2 protein-coding genes and 1 pseudogene are annotated in these 3,457 nt (G+C 39.3%); 1 reads left to right on the forward strand and 2 read right to left on the reverse strand.

Annotated elements, in window-relative coordinates; translation table 11 throughout:
• Positions 1-190: 190 nt before the first annotated feature.
• Positions 191-2,539: a DUF1566 domain-containing protein gene (locus BCU91_RS20155; protein ID WP_133126587.1), complete on the forward strand. Its 2,349-nt coding sequence runs from the start codon at positions 191-193 to the stop codon at positions 2,537-2,539.
• Positions 2,540-2,821: 282 nt separating this feature from the next.
• Here the strand turns inward: BCU91_RS20155 and BCU91_RS07370 are convergent, their stop codons facing one another.
• The gene (locus BCU91_RS07370; RefSeq protein WP_102531207.1) at positions 2,822-3,193 is read right to left on the reverse strand and encodes a GlyGly-CTERM sorting domain-containing protein; all 372 of its coding nucleotides are present in this window, start codon (positions 3,191-3,193) and stop codon (positions 2,822-2,824) included.
• A 35-nt stretch (positions 3,194-3,228) separates the two neighbouring features.
• A pseudogene (locus BCU91_RS07375) lies at positions 3,229-3,457 on the reverse strand (transposase); the annotation flags it as partial.

The following is a 3,457-nucleotide window of genomic DNA, read 5'->3' on the forward strand; positions in this document are numbered from 1 at the left end:
AATTCGCTATACCACTACAGCTGGATAAAACTATAAACTAAAGCCCGTTATGTAAAGTTGTTAAAGTTAAGTAAATTTTATTTTTGTTGGTTTTTTTATTGGTATTTTAAATATCCAAGCAACAATAATGACGACTTGATTTACCCTATTTTCGTTGTTGATAGCATCCAATAGACATAAAAAGGTTTCTATGAAAAAGATAATATTTGGTTTTTTTATGTTCAGTTCATTGCTAGCTGCTACTGCTCATGCAGCAGATCAATTAACGGCCACTATTATTGGTTCTGGTTCGCCTATCTATAATGAAAACCGTGCGAGCGCGAGTACGTTAATCTCTGCCGGAAACACTCATATATTGGTTGATATGGGTAATGGCACTCAAGCTAATTTGTCTAAACTCGGCGTTGATATTCGTCATTTATCTAGCCTACTTATTACCCATCATCATCTTGATCATAATGAAGAATTTGTACCCATGTTAATTCGTCTGTTACTAGGGCGAAATAACTTCACCATTGTTGGTCCACCCAATACGAAGAAACTCACGGAAACAAATTTGGATTTGTATGAAGCTGATATTACATATCGACTAGGCAAAACTAAGAGAAACCTTGCCGATCGTATCAAGGCTTTTGATGTTACAGATATACAAGGCGGAGAATCCTTTAAGGTCGGTGATATACAGGTCACCACGCTTCAAGTTCCACACACCATTCATACTGTTGCTTACCGCTTCGATTACAATGGCCAATCGATTGTCATTACTGGAGATCTGACTTATTCAGAAGCACTGCCCACCTTCGCGAGCAATGCAGATTATATGATTATCGATTCTGGCGGAATGGTAATGATAGGTGGACGGAATAAAAACAAAAAATCTAATGATCAAAGCATAAATAAAGGTTCGAACAACAAAAATAAAAAGAGCGGTAATAAAAAAAATCGTGCTCACCTTAATTTAAACGACTCCAGTACACTTGCCCAAAAAGCTAATGTCAAAAATCTGGTCTACACCCATTTTACTGCGGGGGAAGTTGATGCTGAAGCGAGCTTAAAAGAAATTCATAAAAATTATAGTGGTAATGTCATTTTCAGTGAAGATCTTATGGCCGTTAATACTGCAGTGAAGGAAAGCATAGTCAAAACATCACAAAAGATAGCAAGTTACCCAATCGTCGATACCGGACAAAGAAAATCCTACAGCAACAATGCAGTAATACCATTACCAGACAATGCCAATGATTTTTATGGTCAAGATGCCAGTTATAGCACTAACCCTCCTTCTTACACCGACAATAACAATGGCACTATCACCGATAATGTCACTGGTTTAATCTGGCAAAAACAGATGGGGGATAAACTGAGTTATGATGAAGCACTTTTAAAAATAAACACTCTAAAATTAGCAGGTTATGGTGACTGGCGAATTCCCACCATTAAAGAGCTCTATTCTCTCATTCAATTTACAGGCAGCGTTAAAGGAGAAAAAGCGCTCACCCCTTTCATCGACACCAGTTTCTTCAATCAACCTCTTGGTAATACTAAAGCTGGAGAACGAGAGATTGATGCCCAAACATGGTCGAGTACCGAGTATGTCGGCAAAACAATGAAAAGTGATGATACGGTTTTTGGGGTGAATTTTGTTGATGGCCGTATTAAAGGTTACCCAAAGTTTAATCCACGCACTAAAACGCCGAATAAAATGTACTTTAGGTTTGTGAGGGGAAATAAAGCCTATGGTAAAAACAACTTCATTGACAATAAGGATGGTACCACCACTGATTTGGCGACTGGTTTAACTTGGCAACAGACAGACAGTAACAAAGGTTTGAATTGGCAACAAGCACTGCAATATTCTGAGGATCTAACTTTAGCTGGCCATAGCGATTGGCGTTTACCAGATGCAAAAGAGTTACAAAGCATCGTGGATTATACCCGCTCACCTGAAACCTCTAATTCAGCGGCAATCGACCCGATTTTTTACACATCTTCGATAAAGAATGAATCTGGCGAAAAAGATTATCCTTATTACTGGAGTTCAACAACTCATCTTGATGGGCCAGTGCCAGAATCTGCAGCGGTTTATGTGGCCTTTGGTAAAGCCTTAGGTGAAATGCGTGGCATAACAATGGATGTTCATGGCGCGGGTTCTCAGCGCAGCGACCCTAAAACAGGTGCACCGATGTCTCGTGGGCCACAAGGCGATTTTATTCGAGTTGAGAATTATGTACGCAGTGTACGAGATGGCAATGTCGTTTTAGCGGCCCAAACATATGAGCAGCCTCTGACTGAATATATTAACGAATATGCAAGGGCAAGTAACCTGACGGGTTCAACGACTCAAAAACAAAACAACAAAATCAAAAGCAGTACTCAAAGTAATAAATTTATTAATCGATTTGATAAAGATGGCGATGCAAAAGTATCGGCTTCAGAGTTTAAAGCTGGCACAAAGCGCTTTAATCATTTTGATAAAAATAAAGATGGTTACATCACGGCAGATGAGGCACCTACTGGACCGCCTAAAAACACCAAGTAAAAGCATTACTGAATCGACTTATTATTGTGTTTTACAGAAAGGCTGTTGTTATCGACTTAACATAATATAGAGAAGTGATTAACCCGACAGGTTGTTTGAATTTGACCAGTACAGTTGATGATGATTTAGAATATTTGGACAAGCTATTCAAATTTAAAGGGAAGATTAAAAAGCCAGTAATACAAAGTAAACTTCGTATTACTGGCTTTTAAGGTCTGATAGCGAACTTAAGCTTAATTCAAGCTATTAGCACTATAATCTAACTGACATTATTTAACGTCATTAAGACTGACGGCGACGCCATAACAGTGGCAATAATAATAGAAGCCCAGCTCCTAAACTGCCCGCGCTATAGTTTTCGCTCCAACCATCATCTAACGTTTTTGCCACATTGATACTGACAGAAGCACTTGTTTCTTCTTCCCCGTCACTCACAACAAGTTCAAACACTAATGCTTGATCTACTGAAACTTCTGGTGTTGTCAGATTTAGCACAAGACCCGTTGCAGTAAAATCAGTTTGAGCGCCTGAAACTTGTGTCCAGCTATAGGTTAAACCTGCAGGTTCATTAGCAATAGCCGCAGTGATAACGGTGTTCTCACCTTCATTTAGCTCAGTGTTTCCACTAAAGCTAATATCAAATGATAAAGGCACATTTTCGACCGTTACATTAACGACTTCGCTAGCCAGTCAACCACCCACTTGTTGGGGATTGAGGTCGGTAACTTGAGATGATGTTTTGCCAAATATGCCAGTAGTCTTGCTCGCCAGACTTTAGCCAGGTTAAAGGCGTTGAAAAGGTATTTACCCTTGTTCTTTTTCCTTTGTTTTTTAGCTTTATCAAAGCTGCCTGCCGGAATGATGAAGTGGATATGAGGATGCTTCTTATAACACAAGGGTCACGCCTTCGGTTATGGG

Source organism: Shewanella sp. 10N.286.52.B9 (genome assembly GCF_002873635.1).
In the GTDB taxonomy this organism is placed as follows: Bacteria; Pseudomonadota; Gammaproteobacteria; order Enterobacterales; family Shewanellaceae; genus Shewanella.

Excerpts from the sequence above, each read along its gene's own strand:
- BCU91_RS20155 (WP_133126587.1), top strand. The coding sequence starts at position 191 with ATGAAAAAGATAATATTTGGTTTTTTTATGTTCAGTTCATTGCTAGCT.